Genomic DNA, 14,843 nt, shown 5'->3' with positions numbered 1-14,843 from the left:
CCCCCCGCACCCCTGTCGGAGCCCGCCCTCAGCCCCCGAACCTCTCCCGCAGCTCCACCTTCCGCACCTTCCCCGACACCGTCATCGGGAAGGACTCCACGATCTGCAGGCGGGTCGGGATCTTGTAGTGGGCGAGGCGGTCGTGGCAGTAGGCGCGCAGCTCGTCCAGGGTCAGGCCGTCCTCCGGCGAGCGCAGGATGACGCAGGCCAGGACCTCCTCGCCGTACTTCTCGTGCGGTACGCCGACCACCTGGACGTCGGAGATCAGCGGGTGCCCGTACAGGAACTCCTCGATCTCGCGCGGGTAGATGTTCTCGCCGCCCCGGATGATCATGTCCTTGATCCGGCCGACGATCTGCACGTACCCGTCCTCGCGCATCACCGCCTGGTCCCCGGTGTGCATCCAGCGGCCGGCGTCGATGGCCTCGGAGGTCTTCTCCGGCTCGTCCCAGTAGCCGAGCATCACGCTGTAGCCGCGGGTGCACAGCTCGCCCGGCTCACCGCGCGGCACCGTGACCCCCGTGGCCGGGTCGACGACCTTCACCTCCAGGTGCGGGTGGACGCTGCCGACCGTGCCGGTGCGCCGCTCCAGGTCGTCCGACATGCGGGTCTGCAGCGACACCGGGGACGTCTCCGTCATGCCGTAGCAGATCGACACCTGCTCCATGTGCATCTCGGCGACGACCCGCTTCATGACCTCCACGGGGCAGGGCGAGCCCGCCATGATGCCGGTGCGCAGCGAGGTCAGGTCGTACGAGGCGAAGTCGGGCAGGCTCAGCTCGGCGATGAACATCGTCGGCACGCCGTACAGGGAGGTGCAGCGCTCCTGCTGGACCGCGTGCAGTGTCGCCGCGGGCTCGAAGGACGGGGCGGGGATGACGATGCAGGCGCCGTGCGCGGTCGCCGCGAGGTTGCCCATGACCATGCCGAAGCAATGGTAGAAGGGCACCGGCAGACAGATCCGGTCCTGCTCGCTGTAACCGATCAACTGCCCCACGCGGTGGCCGTTGTTGAGGATGTTGTGGTGCGAGAGCGTGGCGCCCTTCGGGAAGCCGGTGGTGCCCGAGGTGTACTGGATGTTGACCGGGTCGTCGCAGCTCAACTCGGCCTCACGGGCGGCGAGTCGGGCCCGGTCGGCCGGGCGGGCGAGGAGTTCCGCCCAGCTGGCTTCGTCGCCGATGTAGTACGTGCCGCGCAGGCCCGGGCAGCGCGGCCGCACCTCCTCGACCAGGGCGCGGTAGTCGCTGGTCTTGTGGCCGAGGGAGGCGACGAGGACGCCGATCCCGGCCTGGCCGAGGACGTACTCCAGCTCGTGGGCGCGGTAGGCCGGGTTGATATTGACCATGATCGCGCCGATGCGGGCGGTGGCGTACTGGACCAGCACCCACTCCGGGCAGTTGACGGCCCAGATGCCGACCCGGTCACCCTTGGCCACGCCCCGGCCGAGAAGTCCGAGCGCGACCTCCTCGACGGCGGCGCCGAACTCGGCGTACGTCCAGCGCCGGCCGGACGGCACGTCGACGAGCGCATCGCGGTCCGGGTGCCGGGCGATCGCCCGGTCGAGGTTGCGTCCGATGGTGTCCCCGGTCAGCGGGGTGTCACCGAGGCCATGTGCGTACGAGAGGGGTTCGCTCGACGGGGGTTCGCTCGACAGGGGTTCGCTCTGCAGCATGGCGTCAGCATGCCCCGGGGGCCGGGGGTGCGGCTAGGGCCTGTCCGGCGGATCTTCGCGGGCCCACGACGCTCCCCCAGCTACCGCTGTGGGTGCCCCCAGGCACGCTCCCCCAGCCTCCGGCCGGGGGTACCCCCACTCGCCGCACGCCCGAATCACCCAAGTACGTCCAGTACGAGGGCGATCCGGGCGCACTCCCCCAGCCTTCGGCCGGGGGGACCCCCAGAGCACGCTCCCCCAAGCTCTCGGCTCCGCTCGAACAGGGGGGACCCCCATGACGCCGCGGCCTGTTCCGCGAAGATCCGCCGGACAGGCCCTGGATCTTGTTCGTGGTCTTGCCGTGCGTGTCCTCGTCGGCGAACACTGATCTTCATGCCGATACCCATGGTTGTGCTGGTCGGAACGTTGGACACCAAGGGCGAGGAGTACGGATGGGTGCGGGACCGGCTACGGGAGCGGGGGGTCGGGACGCTGCTCGTGGACACCGGGATCGTCGGCACGCCCCGCGTGCTGCCCGACATCACGCGGGACGAGGTGGCCCGGGCCGCCGGGAGCGAGGTCGCGCGGCTCGCCCGGGACGGGGACCGGGGCGCGGCCGTGACCGTGATGGCGCGGGGCGCCGCCCGGGTCGTGACCGGGCTGCACGCGGCGGGGCGGCTGCACGCGGTGCTCGCGGTGGGCGGCAGCGGCGGTACGTCGATCGCGACCCGGGCGATGCGTGAACTGCCGTTGGGCGTACCGAAGTTGATGGTGTCGTCGATGGCCGCCGGGGACGTGTCGCCGTATGTGGGCGGCTCGGACATCGCCATGCTGTACAGCATCGTCGACATCGCGGGCGTGAACCGGGTGTCGCGGCCCGTCCTCGCCAACGCCGCCGACGCGGCCGCCGGGATGGCGCAGGGGTACGCGGCGGCCGCCCGCGCCGAGCGGTCCGTGGAGTTCGCGGCGGGCGACCGGCCGCTGGTCGCGGCGTCCATGGCGGGGGTGACGACGCCCGGTGTGGACGCGGCCCGCGCCCGGCTCACCGAACTCGGCTACGAGGTCCTGGTGTTCCACGCCTCGGGCACCGGCGGGCGGTCGCTTGAGGAGTTGGCGGGGCGGGGCCTGTTGGCCGGGGTGCTCGACCTGACGCTGTGCGAGATCGCTGACGAGGCGCTCGGGGGGATCCTCACGGCGGGGCCGGACCGGTTGAGCGGTGCGGGGCGGGCGGGGGTGCCGCAGGTGGTGGCGCCGGGCGCGCTCGACATGATCAAGTTCGGGCCGATGGAACGGGTCCCGGAGCGGTTCCGGGCGCGGCGGCCGCGGGTGCACAACCCGTCCATCAGCGTGGTCCGCACCACCGCACAGGAGTGCGCCGAGCTGGGCGCTCTGGTCGCGGCGAAGCTGCGTGCGGCGGTCGGGCCGACGACGCTGTTGCTGCCGCTGCGGGGGTTGTCCACGCTGGGTGGGCCCGGTGGTCCGTACTACGAACCGGAGCTGGATCAGGTGCTGTTCGGGGCGTTGCGGGAGGGGCTGCGGGGCAGTGGGGTGGAGGTGGTGGAGGTCGATAGGCATCTCAACGATGCGGAGTTCGGGCGGGGGGCGGCGGAGGCGCTGCATGCGGTGATGGCGGGGTGACAGGGGGTGACTGCCCCCAACCCTGCCCCCAACCCGTCAGGAAAGGTTCAGTTGACCTCCCGCCCCAGCCCCTCCCAGTACGGCTCCCGCAGCTTGAACTTCTGGATCTTGCCGGTGGCCGTACGGGGGATCTCGGCGCGGAACTCGACGCTCGTCGGGGCCTTGTAGCCCGCCATGCGCGCCTTGCAGTGGGCGATGATGGCGGCCTCGTCGGCGGTCGCGCCCTCGGCGAGGACCACCAGGGCCTTGATGGTCTCGCCCCACTTCTCGTGCGGGACGCCGATCACGGCGACCTCGGCGACTGCGGGGTGGCTGAACACCGCGTCCTCGACCTCGATCGACGAGACGTTCTCGCCGCCGGTGATGATCACGTCCTTCTTGCGGTCGGAGATGGTGAGGTGGCCGTCCGCCGCGTCGAGGGTGCCGCCGTCGCCGGTGTGGAACCAGCCGCCCTCCAGGGCCGCCTCGGTCTCCTCGGGCTTCTCCCAGTACCCGTCGAGTACGACGTTGGAGCGGGCAAGGACCTCGCCCCCGTCCGAGACCTTCAACTTGACGCCCAGCGCGGGCAGTCCGGCCCGCGACAGCTTGCGGGCGCGCTCCTCGGCGGGCAGGGCGGCGTCCTCGGGGCGGGCCCGGTTGAAGGTGAGCACCGGGGACGTCTCCGTGAGGCCGTAGATCTGGGTGAACTCCCAGCCCAGCTCGTCGCCGACGCGCTGGATCACCTTGGTCGGCGGCGGCGCGCCCGCGCACACGATGCGCACCTTGTCCCGGCCCGGGATCTCGCCCCGCCAGCTCGCGGCCGCGTCCAGGACCATGTTCCACACGGCGGGCGCCCCGCACATCAGCGTGACGCCGTGCTCCTCGACGCGGCGCAGGATCTCCGCGCCGTCCACCTTGCGCAGGACCACCTGCTTCACGCCGAGCCCGGCCATCACGTACGGCATGCCCCAGCCGTTGCAGTGGAACATCGGCAGGGTGTGCAGGTAGACGTCCTGCTCCCAGGAGCGGGTGTGCAGGCCGAAGGTGAGGCCGTTGACCCAGATGTTGCGGTGGGTGAGCTGGACGCCCTTGGGGCGGGCGGTCGTACCGGAGGTGTAGTTGATCGTCGCGGTGGCGTCCTCGTCCGGCCGGGACCAGGGGCGGGGCTCGACGCCGAAGCGCATCAGCTCCGTGTCGGTCTGCTCGCCGAGCACGAAGCGGTGCCGGGCCTTGACCCCGGCGAGCGCCTCGTCCAGCTCCGGGTCGACGAGCAGCACGGAGGCGCCGCTCTGCCGCACCACGTACTCGATCTCCTCCGGCTTGAGGCGGAAGTTGACCGGCACGCAGATCCGGCCGCTCATCGGCACCGCGAACAGCAGCTCAAGGAGGCGGGTGGAATTGTGGCTGACGACGGCCACGCGCTCGCCCTCGCCGACACCGAGCGCGTCGAACCCGGCCTGCCAGGCCCGCACCCGCTCACCGAGCCCGCCGTACGTCAACTCCGGTACGGGAAGGGCCGGTTGGGCGGGTTCGTCGATCACGCCGGGGCTGGAGGCGAACCCCAGCTCGGCCCGGTCGAGGAAGTCCGCGACGGTCATCGGTGTCCGCATGCCTGTCTCCTGTCGTCCCGTGGTCCCACACTGCGGGGGGATTGCCGCCAAGCGCCTCCCCCGCACCGGACCGCTCATTAACATCGTGGAAGCGGTGACCGGATCCCGCCACCCCCGGACGGGGGGTGCGGGCGAACCGGCCCGGGGCGACGGAGGGAGTACGCGTGACGGCGGACGCCGGAGCAGCCGCGGAGGTAAGGGCGGCCCTCGTGCGGCTGCGCCGCGCCACGGGCCTGACGGTCGCCTTCGGCGGCCTGGTCGAGGACGGGCGCGGGCTGCGCATCGGCGAGCTGAGCGGCGCCGCCACCGCCTCGCTGCGGGGCCTCGCGGTCGCCCCGGGCAGCGGCCTCGGCGGCAAGGCGCACGCCCTGGCCCGCGCCTGCGCCGTCACGGACTACAGCACGTCGCGGCACATCAGCCACGAGTACGACGTCCCGGTCAACGCCGAGGGCCTGCGCTCGATGCTCGCGGTGCCGGTGGTGGTGCGGCGCCGGGTGCGGGGTGTCCTGTACGGGGCGCTGCGCACCGCCCAGCCGCTGGGCGACCGCACCCTGAACGCGGCCGTCGCCGCCGCCCGCGACGTGGAGCAGGCCCTGGTCGTACGGGACGAGGCGCGGGCGCTGCTCGCCGAGATGCGGGCGCCCGCGGCGGACGCCGGCGCCTGGGAGCAGGTCCGCGAGGCCCACGCGGCGCTGCGCGCCCTGGCCCCGCGGATCGCCGACCCCCTGCTGCGGGCCGAACTCCTCGGCGTGGTGGGCCGGTTGGCGACCGCGAGCAGCCCGCCCCGGGAGTACGCGGTGCGGGACTGCGCGGTACGGCTCGCGCCGCGCGAGGTGGACGTCCTGTCCTGCGTGGCGTCGGGCGCGACGAACGCGGCGGCCGCGGACCGGCTCGGCCTGCGCCCGGAGACGGTCAAGGGCTACCTCCGCTCGGCGATGCGGAAACTGGGCGCGCACACCCGCCTCGAAGCGGTGGTGGCGGCGCGCAGGGCCGGGATTCTGCCGTAGGAGACCGCCGCAGGAACTAGGCTCTGGCGTCCGGCCACCCGCCGTAGGGCGCGGAAGTCTCCTCTCGTCTGACGTTTCCCGCCGCCGCCATGCCGTGATGGGCCGTCTGCTTGAGCTGGTCGGCCAGGTTCTCCAGCGCGCGGGCGGTCGCGAGTTCGTCGCCTATCTCGGGTACGTCCCGGTCCGACGGGTTGCGGTGCGCGACGCCGTGCCCGGTGATGTGGGTGCTTCCCGTGTCCAGGTCGACGCTGACCTTGGTCGTGCGGTCCTCCTCGACCAGGTGGACGCGGGCCTGCCAGTCGGTGGTGTGAGACATGGTGTCCTCCAGCCCTGTATGCCGGACAGCCCGGCTCTCCCCGGGGCCGCCCGCCGTACATCCAGCTTGCACCTTCTGGCCCTGCTTGCCCACCTCTGGTCCATATTGCTCATCTCTGACCCTGCTTGCCCACATCCCCCGGCACCGGCGTCGGCGTCGGCCCCAGCACCGGCTCCGGCGCCGCCGCCGGGTCGAGGACGCGGGCCAGGAACGTACGGGTCCGCTCGTGCTGCGGGTCCCCCACCACCCGCTGCGCGGGCCCCTCCTCCACGATCACGCCGCCGTCCATGAACACCACCCGGTCCGCGACCTCCCGCGCGAAGCTCATCTCGTGCGTGACGACCAGCATCGTCATGCCCTCCTGCGCGAGCGACCGCATCACCGCGAGCACGTCCCCGACCAGCTCCGGGTCGAGCGCGGACGTCGGCTCGTCGAAGAGCATCAGGTCCGGGTCCATCGACAGCGCCCGCGCGATCGCGACCCGCTGCTGCTGCCCGCCGGACAGCTGCGCCGGGTACGCCTCCGCCTTCTCCGCGAGCCCAACCCGCTCCAGGTTGGCGCGCGCCACCTCGGCCGCCTCACGCCGGTCCCGCCGCAGCACGCGCCGCTGGGCGAGGGTCAGGTTGGCCAGGACGGTGAGGTGCGGGAACAGGTTGAAGGACTGGAAGACCATGCCGATCCGGCGCCGCACCCGGTCGATGTCCACATCCGGATCCGTGACCTCCGTACCGGCGACGGTGACCGTCCCCGACGTCGGCTCCTCCAGGAGGTTGACGCACCGCAGCAGCGTGGACTTGCCGGAGCCGGACGGCCCGATGACGCAGACGACCTCGCCGCGCGCGACGGTGACGTCGATCCCGCGCAGCACCTCCAGGTCCCCGAACGCCTTGTGCAGTCCCCGCACTTCAATCTGTGTACCGGTACTCATGGGGATGCTCAACTCGCCTTCGCCGTACGGGATTCCAGGCGCCGCACCAGATGCCCGAGCGGCAGCGTGATCATGAGATAGAGCAGGCCGGCGATCAGGATCGGGGTGAGGCTCTTGTGCTCGTTGAGGGCGTCGCGGCCGAAGTTGGCCAGTTCGTACTGGCCGAGCGAGAGCCCGAGGAGGTACACGAGCGAGGAGTCCTTCGTCAGCAGGATCAGCTCGTTCGTCAGCGGCGGAAGGACGATCCGGAACGCCTGCGGGATGATCACGGACACCATGGCCCGCCCGTGCGACATGCCCAGCGAACGGGCCGCCTCCATCTGTCCCTTGGGCACGGCCCGGATCCCGGCCCGGATGGTCTCCGCCATGTACGCGGCACCCACGAGCCCGAGCGCGAGCATCACCGTCGCGTACTTGTCGAGCGCCACCTCGAAGGCGAGCGGCACGCCGAAGCCCAGCGCGATGAACACGAGCAGCGCGGGCACGCCCCGGAAGAACTCGATGTAGGTGACGGCGAGCCAGCGGTACGGCGGCACCGACGACAGCCGCATCAGCGCGAGCGCAAGCCCGAGCACGAGCCCGAAACCGAAGCCGAGCAGCGTGTAGAGGACCGTGTTGACCAGGGCGGTCGTCAGGATGTCGGGGAACTGCGCCTTCGCCACCTCGACGTCGAAGAACGCCTGCCGCAGCCGCTCCCAGTCGGCGAGCAGCACGACCACGGCGAGCGCGGCGCCGAGCAGCGCGTACTGCGCGCCCCGGAAGGCGCGGGCCCGCTGGCTGCGGGTGAGGGGCGCCATCACTTGCTCTTGGGGGCCGTGCCGAACCACTTTTTGTAGATCTCGTCGTAGCGCCCGTCCTTCTTGGCCGCCTCGATGATCCCGTCGACCTTCTTGCGCAGCGCGTCGTTGCCGGTGCGGAAGCCGATGCCGTACTGCTCGCCGGTGTCGAACTCGGCGGTGACCTGGGTGTCGGGGTTCTGCTTCACGTAGTCGTAGAGGACGCCGTTGTCGTTGATGCCCGCGGCGACCTGCCCGGACTTCACGGCGGCGAGCAGCAGTCCGACGTCCTCGAACTCGACGAGTTCCACGCTCTTCGGCGCGTTCTTCTTCGCGTACTCACCGCCGGTGGTCGCCTTCTGATACCCGAACTTCTTCCCCTTCAGATCCTCAAATGTCTTGTATTTCTTGCCCTTTCGGGTGATCAGGGCCTGGGTGGCGTCGAAGTACGGGACGGAGAAGTCCATGACCTTGTCGCGCTCGGGCGTGATGGTCATGCCGGCGGCGGCCAGGTCGCACTTGTTGGTGTTGAAGTCCTGGCCGGTCTCGATGCCCTCGAAGGGCGTGTTGACTATCTCCTGCTTCACGTCGAGTTCCGCGGCCACGAGATCGATGAGGTCCACGTCGAAGCCGACGACCTCCCCGTCCTTCTTGGACTGGAACGGCGGGTACGGCAGATGCGTGCAGGTCTTCAGGACCCCCTCGGTCACGAGCCGCACGCCACCGCCCTTGTCGCCCGCGGCACCGCCCTCCGACTTGGTGCTGGTACAGCCCGTAAGCAGCAGGGCGACGGCGGCGGCCGCGGCGGTCACGGGCAGGGCGGTACGAACGGACACGGACACGGGGCCTCCAAGGCGGCAACAGCCGGACAACCGAGCAGGTGGTGCGGGGGTGCGGTGTGCGTGTTGCGAGGTATGTCGTGGTACGCGAACTGACCCGCGCCGCCGCGTGGAGCGGGCGAGTTGCTGCATCCTAAGACGCGGGTGGGGTCGGCGACAGGGGTGATCGCGTGGCTGATTCCGGTCGGTCGCCCCCGGGTCCGTTCACTCCGGTCCGGAGGTCTCCGCCTCGACCGCCGCGCGGGTCTTCGGGCCGTACGCACCGGGCTCCTCGCCGATGTTGCGGGCCTGCTGGAAGCGGGTCACGGCCGCCTCGGTGGCCGGGCCGTACGTGCCGTTGGCGGGGGCGACGAGCAACTGCAGCTGCCGGAGCCGGAGTTGAAGCTCGACGACCTGTTCGCCGCTGTCGCCGCGACGGAGGGTGCCGGTGCTGGTGCTGGTGCCGGTACTGGTGCCGGTCTGCGGCGTCGTGGGCGTGGCCGCCGGGCTCGTGGGGCGCTCCGAGCTGCGGTTCGCGCGCCGGGACTCGCGGGTTGTGGGGGTGGGCGAGGCGGAGGTGGCCGGATCGGTGACCTGGACGGTGTCGGCGGGGCCCGCTTCGGCGCCCGGTTCGCTGCCGCCGCCGGGGATGTACCCACCGGCCACGCCGACGGTCACCGCGACGAGGGCGGCGGCCCCGGCGAGCGGCCCGTACCACCGGCCCTTGCCGGAGGTGCCGGGGCGGTCGGAACGGCTCAACTCCGTTGCCTGGTAGGGGAGTTCACTCGGCTGCTGGTCGAAGAGCCGGAGGATTTCCTGCGTCGGCCGAGTGTCGTCGGCGTCGGCGTCGGGCGGGGCGACGTGCCCGAAGACGGGGTCGGCCTCAGGGCGCTCGGGCAGCTCCTCGCGCACCCGCCGGGCACAGTCACAGCCGGGCCTGAAGTCCGGCAGAAACGCGGTTCCGCATCCGGGGCAGCTCTGTCCACTCACCGTTCGTCCACACACCTTCCATGAAGCGGCCACCGATTATGCAGACCGTGGCCCCGTCTGCCCACCCCCCTCATTCCTCCTCCGACCTCTTCAATCCCGACACTTCAGCCCAAACGATCTTCCCGATCCGGCGGTCACGTACGCCCCAGGAATCCGCGAGCGCGGCCACGATCCGCAGCCCGAACCCACCCGCGCGCCCCGCCTCCGGCCGCCGCTCCGCACACGCGTCCGCGACCTCGATACGCAGGAGTTCGCCCCGCAACAGCAGGGTGAGCGCGAAGTCCCGCCCGGACACGCGGCCGTGCGTGACGGCGTTCACGGCCAGCTCGGCCACGATCGACGCGGCCGCGCGGGAGGTCTCGCCGCCGTGTGGGAAACCCCACTCTTCGAGTTGGCAGCAAGCGAGCCGGCGCGCGAGCCGCGCACCTCGGGGGGTCGCGCTGAGCATCTGCCTGAACTTCAGGTCAGGGCTGGGGATTTGAGCTTTCATGTCACCGAGCGTGGCCGTTTGCTCCTACGCTGACCAGTGACGACTGGACGACGGAGCGTAGCCGTACGGGTCCGCTCCGCTGGGTGTACGGGTGGTACGGACATGCACGAACAACGGCCGGAGCGGCCCGCGCAGGCGGACGGCACGAATCATCTCTTCGCCACGCTGGGCAAACAGATCAAAGTCCTGCGCGAGGCCCGCGGCATGGGCCAACGCGAACTGGCGACGGCCACGCACGTGAGCCTGGACCTGGTGTCGGCGATCGAGCGCAACGTACGGATTCCGCAGCCGCGGTTCCTGGAACTGGCGGAGGTCGCGCTGGACGCGGGCGGGATCCTGACGGCGGCGATCCCGGAGGTGAAGGCGGCGCTGGCGCGGGCGCGGACTCGGCATCCGGAGTGGTATCGGGGGCATGCGCAGCTGGAGTCGGAGGCCGTGGAGCTGCATCACTACTGCAGCTCGGCACTGCATGGGCTGCTGCAGACTGCTGGGCATGCGGAGGCGGTGTTCCGGCACCGTCGGCCGCTCCTCGATGAGTTGACGATCGACAAGCGCATCGCCGACCGCCTGGACCGACAGAAGCTCTTCACTCGACAGCCCGCACCGGTCATCAGCTATGTCTTGGAGGAAGCCCTTCTGGACCGGCCTGTCGGCGGACTGAGCGTGCACGAAACGCAGTTGCGGCACATCATGGACATCAGCTCCATGCGCAACGTCGAGCTACAGGTGATGCCGACGGCCTGCGAAGCCCACCCCAACCTGGGCGGGTCGTTCAACCTACTGGTGCCCAAAGGGCAGCATCACCAGGTTGGTTACACCGAGATTCAGGAGCACCCCCGCCTGATCTCCGATCCCGCCGAGGCCCGAGTACTCGCCGAGCGCTATGGGATCATGAGGGCGGCGGCGCTGACGCCACTGAAGTCCTTGGAGCTGATCGAGAGGAAGCTGGAGAAGCTATGACCTCCACCGAACAACTCGCCTGGTTCAAGTCGAGCTACAGCGACGGTGGGGGCGGCGACTGCCTCGAACTCGCCCAAGCCCAAGGAAACTCAAGGGACTTGATCCATATCCGCGACTCCAAGAACCCCACCCTCCCCCACCTCACCACCACCCCCGACGCCTGGTCGGCGTTCCTCACGTACGCCACTCGCTGACGCGCCCCGGCACCACCGCCACCGCGCAATGCGCATGCAACAGCACCGCGTTGGCGACCGAGCCCATGAGGAGCGTGTCCGTGGTGAGGCGGCGGCGGTGGCGGCCCACCACCAGGAGACCGGCCGTGCGGGAGGCCGTGACCAGGCGGCCGGCCGGGTCCGCGGGGGCGACGACCGGGTCGACGGCGACCTTCGGGTAGCGCTCCGCGAACGCGGTGAGGCGTTCGCGCTGGCCCGCCGTCAGGGCGAGGCCCGCCCTGCGCGCGTCCGCCGCGTCGCCGGGGACCAGGTCGCCCATCGTCGTCAGGGCCCGCAGCGGCACCCGGTACGTGGAGACCACCTGGAGTTCCACGCCCCGCCGGGCCGCCGCGGCGAACGCGAACTCGATGACCTCGTCGGCCGTCTCCTCCGGGTCCAGGCCGAGGACGACCCGTCCGGGCGGACCGGGCTGCGCGGCGGCCTCCGCCGTACGGGACTCGTGCGGGACGACCACCACCGGGCACGGGGCCTGCGCGGCGCACTTGCGGCCCGTGGAGCCGAGCAGCAGCGCCGCGAACCCGCCGAGGCCACGGGAGCCGAGGACGAGCAGGCCGGCCTTCTGCGCGAGTTCGCCGAGCGCGGCCGCGGGGTGGCCGTCGGCCTCCACGTACCGCACGGGCGGCGCCTGGTCCCCGTACGCCGCGACCGTCGCCTCCACCTTGGCCCGTACCGGATCGGTGCCGTCCGCCGGCGCGGCGCCGCGGCCCGCGCGGACGTGGGCGGCCACCACCTCCGTGCCATGGCCGAGAGCCGCGTCAATGGCCCAGGTCAGGGCCTTGAGGCTGGGTTCGGAGCCGTCGACTGCGGCCAGGACCGGAGCGCTCGTACTCATTCTTCAAGCCTGCGGCCCGTGGCCCTCGGGCGGCAGGGCCGAAGGTCCCGACGTGGGGGCGGCGCCCACCACGTCCAGGCAGCTGCGGACGAAGTCGCCGACCACCGGATTGCCGTCGTCCGCGGGCGCCCACGCGACCCCCACCGAGGTCGGGGCGACGCCGTCCACCGGGACGTAGGTCACACCGGGCCGGGCGTAGAAGCGGGCCGCCGAGGCGGGGGCGAGGGCGATGCCGTAGCCGTTGGCGATGGCGCTGAGCCATTCGTCGGGCTGGTCGGTGACCGCGCCGATCCGCACCGGCCGGTCGGCGGGGCGGGCCTCGACCGCCAGCCAGTAGTCGCGGAAGGAACCGGTCGTCGGCGGGGCGGCGATGAACGGCTCGTCCCAGAGCTCGGCGAAGTCGAGGCGCGCCCGGTCCGCCAGGGGGTGCGTGGCCGGGAGCACGGCCACCCGGTCCTCGGTGAGCAGGGTCTCGACGCGGTACGTGTCCTGGCCGGGGAACGGCAGCCGCAGCAGCGCCGCGTCCACGTCGCCGTCGGCGAGCCCGGCGGTCGGGTTGGACCAGGCGGCCTGGCGCAGCTCGACCCGGGTGCCGGGGCGGCGGCGGCCGAACTCCGCGACGATGTCCTGCGTGGCCTCGTTGGCGGCGCTGGCGAGGAACCCGACGCGCAGCACCCGCGCCTGGGCCCGCCCGGCGCTGCGGGTCTCCCGTACGGCGGTGTCGACGGCGGCGAGGACGGCGGGGGTGCGGGCGGCGAGGGCGCGGCCGGGGCCGGTGAGGGCCATTCCGGCGCGGGAGCGGGTGAAGAGCCGGACGCCGAGCAGCTGCTCCAGCTGCCTGATCTGCTTGGTCAGGGCGGGCTGGGAGACGAAGAGGCGCTCGGCGGCGCGGGTGAGGTTGCCCTCCTCGGCCACGGCGGCGAAGGAGCGCAGCAGACGCGAGTCGACATCCATGCCGTCAGGTTATGGATGCAGGTATTGGACGGCCAGGCGGGGGCGGGGCGAGGGTCGGAAGACGGGCCGCTCAGGTCCACCGAGCCGGAAGGATCGCGCCATGTTTGTCGCGTATGTCGTCGTCACCGTGTTCACCGCCGTCGTCGTCGGGGCGATCGGGGTGCTCGATCTGCGTGAGGCGCCCGCCGTGCTCGCGACCTCCTCGGCCGTGGACGTCCCGCGCTCCTGGGTCGCGCCGCTCGGCGTGCCGAAGGTGGCGGCCACGGTCGGGCTTTTCCTGGGGCTCGCGGGGTGGCGGTGGCTGGGGGTCGCGGCGGCCGCGGGGCTTGTGGTGTTCTTCGTCGGGGCCGTGCTGACGCATCTGCGGGCGCGGGTGTTCAGCACGATCTGGGCGCCGGCGGGGTTCCTGGCGCTGTCGGCGGCCGCGCTGTGGCTGGGGGTGGCGGCCGCGTAAAGGGCCGCGTAAACGCGTAAAGGCGCCGCGTAAAGGGGCCGCGTAGAGAGGTCAGGCGACGGAGCCGAGGCGGCCCGCGGGGGCCTGCGGGCCGTCGTGGTGGATCGGGGTGTGGGCGCCGGTCAGGGACACCCCGCTGCCGCCGCGCCGGTTCGCCACGATCTCCGCGGCGATCGACAGGGCCGTCTCCTCGGGCGTACGGGCCCCGAGGTCGAGGCCGATCGGGGAGCGCAGGCGGGCCAGCTCAAGCTCGGTGACGCCGACTTCGCGCAGGCGGCGGTTGCGGTCCTCGTGGGTGCGGCGGGAGCCCATCGCGCCGACGTACGCGACGGGCAGGCGCAGCGCGAGTTCGAGGAGCGGCACGTCGAACTTGGCGTCGTGGGTGAGGACACAGAGGACCGTGCGGCCGTCGACGTCGGTGCGCTCCAGGTACTTGTGCGGCCACTCCACCACGAGGTCGTCGGCCTCGGGGAAGCGGGTGCGGGTCGCGAAGACCGGGCGGGCGTCGCAGACGGTGACGTGGTAGCCGAGGTACTTGCCGATGCGGACGAGCGCGGACGCGAAGTCGATCGCGCCGAAGACGATCATCCGGGGTGCGGGCACGGAGGACTCGACGAGCAGGGTCAGGGGGCGGCCGCAGCGGCTGCCGTCCTCGCCTATCTCGACGGTGCCGGTGCGGCCCGCGTCCAGCAGGGCGACCGCTTCGGCGGCGGAGGTGCGGTCAAGCTCGGGGTGGCCGCCGAGGCCGCCCTCGTACGTCCCGTCGGGGCGGACGAGGAGGGCGCGGCCGAGGAGGTCGGACGGGCCGTCGGTGACCCGCGCGACCGCCGCCGCCTCACCGGAGGCGGCGGCGGCCAGCGCGGCCGCGAACACTCCCCGTCCCGGAGCGTCCGCGGGTACCGGGGTGACGAGGATGTCGATGATTCCGCCGCAGGTCAGGCCGACGGCGAAGGCGTCCTCGTCGCTGTAGCCGAAGCGTTCGAGGACGGTCTCGCCGTCCTGGAGCGCCTGCCGGCACAGCTCGTACACGGCGCCCTCGACGCACCCGCCCGATACCGATCCGATGGCGGTGCCCTCGCCGTCCACGGCGAGTGCGGCACCGGGCTGACGGGGACCGCTGCCGCTGACCGCCACGACGGTGGCGATCGCGAAGTCACGTCCCTGCTCGACCCACCGGTTCAGCTCCTCGGCGATGTCCAGCATGTCG

The 14,843-nt window shown here is 72.0% G+C and carries 16 protein-coding genes; 5 read left to right on the top strand and 11 right to left on the bottom strand.

From position 1 onward, the window contains the following. Positions 1-28: 28 nt before the first annotated feature. Positions 29-1,672: an AMP-binding protein gene (locus tag QIS99_RS02820; protein ID WP_282510039.1), complete on the bottom strand. Its 1,644-nt coding sequence runs from the start codon at positions 1,670-1,672 to the stop codon at positions 29-31. Positions 1,673-2,050: 378 nt separating this feature from the next. Between QIS99_RS02820 and QIS99_RS02815 the strand changes: the two genes are divergently transcribed. Then, on the top strand, positions 2,051-3,289 hold the full coding sequence (locus QIS99_RS02815) for a Tm-1-like ATP-binding domain-containing protein (protein WP_282510715.1): 1,239 nt from the start codon (positions 2,051-2,053) through the stop codon (positions 3,287-3,289). Between the two features lie 47 nt (positions 3,290-3,336). Here the strand turns inward: QIS99_RS02815 and QIS99_RS02810 are convergent, their stop codons facing one another. Then, entirely contained in the window at positions 3,337-4,878 is a 1,542-nt protein-coding gene (locus QIS99_RS02810) for an AMP-binding protein (RefSeq protein ID WP_282510036.1), read from the bottom strand. Positions 4,879-5,042: 164 nt separating this feature from the next. Here QIS99_RS02810 and QIS99_RS02805 point away from each other — a divergent pair, with 164 nt between their 5' ends. Continuing rightward, positions 5,043-5,885 carry a helix-turn-helix transcriptional regulator gene (locus QIS99_RS02805; protein WP_282510034.1) on the top strand — a complete coding sequence of 281 codons (843 nt, stop codon included), beginning with the start codon at positions 5,043-5,045 and terminating at the stop codon, positions 5,883-5,885. Between the two features lie 16 nt (positions 5,886-5,901). Here the strand turns inward: QIS99_RS02805 and QIS99_RS02800 are convergent, their stop codons facing one another. From QIS99_RS02800 to QIS99_RS02775, 6 genes are all read right to left on the bottom strand, one after another. Beyond that, complete coding sequence (locus QIS99_RS02800) at positions 5,902-6,201, bottom strand: dsRBD fold-containing protein (protein WP_282510032.1); 300 nt, start codon at positions 6,199-6,201, stop codon at positions 5,902-5,904. Positions 6,202-6,310: 109 nt separating this feature from the next. After that, positions 6,311-7,129 carry an amino acid ABC transporter ATP-binding protein gene (locus tag QIS99_RS02795; protein WP_282510030.1) on the bottom strand — a complete coding sequence of 273 codons (819 nt, stop codon included), beginning with the start codon at positions 7,127-7,129 and terminating at the stop codon, positions 6,311-6,313. An 8-nt stretch (positions 7,130-7,137) separates the two neighbouring features. Continuing rightward, positions 7,138-7,926 (bottom strand): amino acid ABC transporter permease, encoded by a 789-nt coding sequence (locus QIS99_RS02790; protein WP_282510028.1) that lies wholly within the window; start codon positions 7,924-7,926, stop codon positions 7,138-7,140. Next, the gene (locus QIS99_RS02785) at positions 7,926-8,741 is read right to left on the bottom strand and encodes an ABC transporter substrate-binding protein (RefSeq protein WP_282510713.1); all 816 of its coding nucleotides are present in this window, start codon (positions 8,739-8,741) and stop codon (positions 7,926-7,928) included. Before QIS99_RS02785 ends, QIS99_RS02790 begins: the two co-directional genes overlap by 1 nt. A 207-nt stretch (positions 8,742-8,948) precedes the next feature. Then, positions 8,949-9,635, bottom strand: coding sequence for a peptidoglycan-binding domain-containing protein (locus QIS99_RS02780; RefSeq protein ID WP_282510026.1), 687 nt, complete (start codon positions 9,633-9,635; stop codon positions 8,949-8,951). Positions 9,636-9,783: 148 nt separating this feature from the next. Then, a complete protein-coding gene (locus tag QIS99_RS02775) occupies positions 9,784-10,203 on the bottom strand; it encodes an ATP-binding protein (protein ID WP_282510024.1) in 420 nt (139 codons plus the stop codon). A 102-nt stretch (positions 10,204-10,305) separates the two neighbouring features. On the opposite strand from QIS99_RS02775, the gene QIS99_RS02770 reads away from it, so the two are divergent. Together QIS99_RS02770 and QIS99_RS02765 are read left to right on the top strand one after the other, a co-directional pair. Beyond that, complete coding sequence (locus QIS99_RS02770; protein WP_282510022.1) at positions 10,306-11,163, top strand: helix-turn-helix domain-containing protein; 858 nt, start codon at positions 10,306-10,308, stop codon at positions 11,161-11,163. Then, entirely contained in the window at positions 11,160-11,357 is a 198-nt protein-coding gene (locus tag QIS99_RS02765; protein ID WP_282510020.1) for a DUF397 domain-containing protein, read from the top strand. The genes QIS99_RS02770 and QIS99_RS02765 overlap by 4 nt, the downstream gene beginning before the upstream one ends. Here the strand turns inward: QIS99_RS02765 and QIS99_RS02760 are convergent. After that, the gene (locus tag QIS99_RS02760; RefSeq protein ID WP_282510018.1) at positions 11,338-12,228 is read right to left on the bottom strand and encodes a universal stress protein; all 891 of its coding nucleotides are present in this window, start codon (positions 12,226-12,228) and stop codon (positions 11,338-11,340) included. The two genes, QIS99_RS02765 and QIS99_RS02760, sit on opposite strands and share 20 nt — an antisense overlap. 3 nt (positions 12,229-12,231) lie before the next feature. Then, entirely contained in the window at positions 12,232-13,182 is a 951-nt protein-coding gene (locus tag QIS99_RS02755; protein WP_282510017.1) for a LysR family transcriptional regulator, read from the bottom strand. A 100-nt stretch (positions 13,183-13,282) separates the two neighbouring features. Between QIS99_RS02755 and QIS99_RS02750 the strand changes: the two genes are divergently transcribed. Next, entirely contained in the window at positions 13,283-13,636 is a 354-nt protein-coding gene (locus QIS99_RS02750; RefSeq protein ID WP_282510016.1) for a DoxX family protein, read from the top strand. Positions 13,637-13,687: 51 nt separating this feature from the next. Here QIS99_RS02750 and QIS99_RS02745 read toward each other — a convergent pair whose 3' ends face one another. Then, positions 13,688-14,839 (bottom strand): XdhC family protein, encoded by a 1,152-nt coding sequence (locus tag QIS99_RS02745; protein WP_282510014.1) that lies wholly within the window; start codon positions 14,837-14,839, stop codon positions 13,688-13,690. Positions 14,840-14,843: the final 4 nt, after the last annotated feature.

The sequence above is a fragment of the Streptomyces solicavernae genome (genome assembly GCF_029968095.1).
Classification (GTDB): domain Bacteria; phylum Actinomycetota; class Actinomycetes; order Streptomycetales; family Streptomycetaceae; genus Streptomyces; species Streptomyces solicavernae.
This window is presented reverse-complemented; position numbering and strand designations above follow the sequence as displayed.

What these genes read in the sequence shown, in the direction of transcription:
- QIS99_RS02820 (WP_282510039.1), bottom strand. Translation starts at nt 1,672, where the DNA reads ATGCTGCAGAGCGAACCCCTGTCGAGCGAACCCCCGTCGAGCGAACCC.
- QIS99_RS02810 (WP_282510036.1), bottom strand. Translation starts at nt 4,878, where the DNA reads ATGCGGACACCGATGACCGTCGCGGACTTCCTCGACCGGGCCGAGCTG.
- QIS99_RS02800 (WP_282510032.1), bottom strand. Translation starts at nt 6,201, where the DNA reads ATGTCTCACACCACCGACTGGCAGGCCCGCGTCCACCTGGTCGAGGAG.
- QIS99_RS02795 (WP_282510030.1), bottom strand. Translation starts at nt 7,129, where the DNA reads ATGAGTACCGGTACACAGATTGAAGTGCGGGGACTGCACAAGGCGTTC.
- QIS99_RS02790 (WP_282510028.1), bottom strand. Translation starts at nt 7,926, where the DNA reads ATGGCGCCCCTCACCCGCAGCCAGCGGGCCCGCGCCTTCCGGGGCGCG.
- QIS99_RS02775 (WP_282510024.1), bottom strand. Translation starts at nt 10,203, where the DNA reads ATGAAAGCTCAAATCCCCAGCCCTGACCTGAAGTTCAGGCAGATGCTC.
- QIS99_RS02770 (WP_282510022.1), top strand. Translation starts at nt 10,306, where the DNA reads ATGCACGAACAACGGCCGGAGCGGCCCGCGCAGGCGGACGGCACGAAT.
- QIS99_RS02765 (WP_282510020.1), top strand. Translation starts at nt 11,160, where the DNA reads ATGACCTCCACCGAACAACTCGCCTGGTTCAAGTCGAGCTACAGCGAC.
- QIS99_RS02760 (WP_282510018.1), bottom strand. Translation starts at nt 12,228, where the DNA reads ATGAGTACGAGCGCTCCGGTCCTGGCCGCAGTCGACGGCTCCGAACCC.
- QIS99_RS02755 (WP_282510017.1), bottom strand. Translation starts at nt 13,182, where the DNA reads ATGGATGTCGACTCGCGTCTGCTGCGCTCCTTCGCCGCCGTGGCCGAG.
- QIS99_RS02750 (WP_282510016.1), top strand. Translation starts at nt 13,283, where the DNA reads ATGTTTGTCGCGTATGTCGTCGTCACCGTGTTCACCGCCGTCGTCGTC.
- QIS99_RS02745 (WP_282510014.1), bottom strand. Translation starts at nt 14,839, where the DNA reads ATGCTGGACATCGCCGAGGAGCTGAACCGGTGGGTCGAGCAGGGACGT.